The organism is Okeania sp. SIO2B9 (assembly GCF_010672505.1).
Lineage (GTDB): Bacteria > Cyanobacteriota > Cyanobacteriia > Cyanobacteriales > Microcoleaceae > Okeania > Okeania hirsuta.
In genome coordinates, this window is the sequence record NZ_JAAHGK010001228.1 from 1 (window position 1) to 2,282 (window position 2,282).

Annotated in this window: 2 protein-coding genes and 1 pseudogene; 2 read left to right on the forward strand and 1 reads right to left on the reverse strand. The window is 36.0% G+C overall.

What is annotated here, in order from left to right:
- Positions 1 to 12: 12 nt before the first annotated feature.
- The gene (locus F6K13_RS29225) at positions 13 to 342 is read left to right on the forward strand and encodes a calcium-binding protein (protein ID WP_124146743.1); all 330 of its coding nucleotides are present in this window, start codon (positions 13 to 15) and stop codon (positions 340 to 342) included.
- A 439-nt stretch (positions 343 to 781) separates the two neighbouring features.
- Here the strand turns inward: F6K13_RS29225 and F6K13_RS29230 are convergent.
- Positions 782 to 856 (reverse strand): annotated as a pseudogene (locus F6K13_RS29230) (CRISPR-associated protein Csx3); the annotation flags it as partial.
- Positions 857 to 1,454: 598 nt separating this feature from the next.
- Between F6K13_RS29230 and F6K13_RS29235 the strand changes: the two are divergent.
- Entirely contained in the window at positions 1,455 to 2,018 is a 564-nt protein-coding gene (locus F6K13_RS29235; protein WP_124146720.1) for an HD domain-containing protein, read from the forward strand.
- Positions 2,019 to 2,282 lie beyond the last annotated feature (264 nt).

A 2,282-nucleotide genomic window follows, 5' to 3' on the forward strand; every position in this document is an offset into this window, starting at 1 on the left:
TAGTCTACCTTTGTGAAAACCGCTATAAGTGGCAATTACTCAATTATTGGAGCTATAGATGCAGAAGTTATTAACGGCAATCAAGATAATGATACAATCAATGGAAATCAAGGAAACGATACGATACTTGGTGGCAAAAATTTAGACTTAATTTTCGGTGGTGATAATGATGATTTCCTGAGTGGAAATTTAGGAAATGATGAGATTCATGGCGATGTGGGAAACGATGTATTAAGAGGAGGAAAAGAAAGTTATTTTCTGATTGGTGGTACAGGAAATGATAGTTTGTATGGGGATTTAGGAATAGATGCTTTGTTCTGTTTCGAGTTTAATTACATCTAATTGTAATGGAAATTTTCTGGTCATTTTCTGTGTTTAATTATTATCAAAAGTTACCGTAGGTTGGGTTAAGCGAAAGCGCAACCCAACAGATTTAACGAAGTCAGAAGTCAAAACTCAGAAGTCAGAAGTTGTTTTTGTCAGGGAAATTTGAGCAAGTCTCCAAAAACATTTCGCCTTCAAAGGTGGGGTTGCGCGACCCAATTATTTTGATAAGTTTGTTGTTAGGTTTGCTTAACTTCTTTCTTCTCAAAGCAGATACAAATTTGTTGTTGGGTTTCCTTTGCTCCGCAACGCTTACGCGAACGTCAACCCAACCTACAAAATGCTTAATTATTAATTATTTGGTAATTCTTTTGTGCAGATACAAATTTGTTGTTGGGTTTCCTTTGCTCCGCAACGCTTACGCGAACGTCAACCCAACCTACAAAATGCCTAATTATTAACTATTTGGCAACTCTAAAGTTAAAACAGAACCAACAGTCACCGCATGAGTATGAGTAGAAACCACAACAGCACCAAGTCGAGTATCATAGCAACCTACCCAAGCAGCAGAATGACTTTATGTATTAGATAAGCGTATAATCATCGTATAATCATATTGGTGCCCTACGTTCAATAATACCATCAGCATTAGTTATTTCAATATGAATATGTTGATATGGCATTCCATCAGTAGTTTGATGGGAAATTAAATTAAGTTGTATAGCGGTTATTTCAGTTATCAGTTATCAGTTAAAAGGGGAGACTTGAAACCAAAATTTTTCGGTCATATACACAAGTTTATTTTTGACTATTGATAGTCTAACATGGCCTATACTAGGGGTTTTCTGCTAGGTATTAATATCACTTTCTGTAGGTTGGGTTGACAAAGGAAACTCAACATTATAATTATATGAAATACAAAAAATTGTGCAAATACACGAATCTCCCCATCACTCCATCTCTCCGTATCCCCATCTCCCTAAATTATTGTTGGGTGGCGCTGTCGCTTCACCCAACCTACGGTCTTTGTATTTATACCGTAATGTGGAAATAGTCTTTTCAAGAATCCTGTATATTTAATATTAGGAGGAAAAAATATAACAACTGACAACTGATAACTGATAACTGAAATGACCGCAACAAGACTAACAGAAAAATTTGAACGAGCATTAGTATATGCTTACCAATTACATTCTCAACAGTTACGCAAAGATGGACATACACCTTATATTGCTCATTTGTTGAGTGTGACAGCTTTAGTATTGGAAAATGGAGGGAATGAGGATGAAGCGATCGCTGCGTTGTTACATGATGCGGTGGAAGATAGGGGAGGTCTGGAAACTCGTCAACATATCCTGGAATTATTTGGTGAAACAGTGGTTGATATTATTGATGGTTGTACGGAGTCGGAGACTATTCCTAAACCACCTTGGGAGGAGCGAAAATTACGTTATATTGAGCAAATTCGTCATGGAACTCAATCTGTAAAGCGTATTTCTCTTGCTGATAAACTACATAATGGGAGAGACTTATTAGCTGCGTTACGTCAGGAGGGGAAAATAGTTTGGAAGCGTTTTCGTGGGGGTAAAGAAAAAACTCTTTGGTTTTATCATTCTTTGCTTTCTTGTTATGAAGATGATAATTATCTGAAGCAAGAATTTATGAGAATTATTGCTGAATTAGAAAAATTTTAAATTGAAGAAGGAAGAAGGAAGAAGGAAAAATTTTACGTTGTCTTAGTTTTAAGCTTTTGATTTGTCCTAACCTTTTCTTCAACTGCTATAGCTCTACCCACATTCGGAACTTCAAGAGCGTATCATTAAAAGTAGTATATAACCGACATTCCGCAGGTCTAGCTTGTAGTGTCAGGTATTTATTGCTCAGATTTTTACATGATAGGCATTACGAGCAAGGTTTAAGTATAAATACATACTACATTAACTATTGACTATAATTCT

Coding starts and splice junctions, on each gene's coding strand:
- F6K13_RS29235 (WP_124146720.1), top strand. CDS start 1,455: ATGACCGCAACAAGACTAACAGAAAAATTTGAACGAGCATTAGTATAT.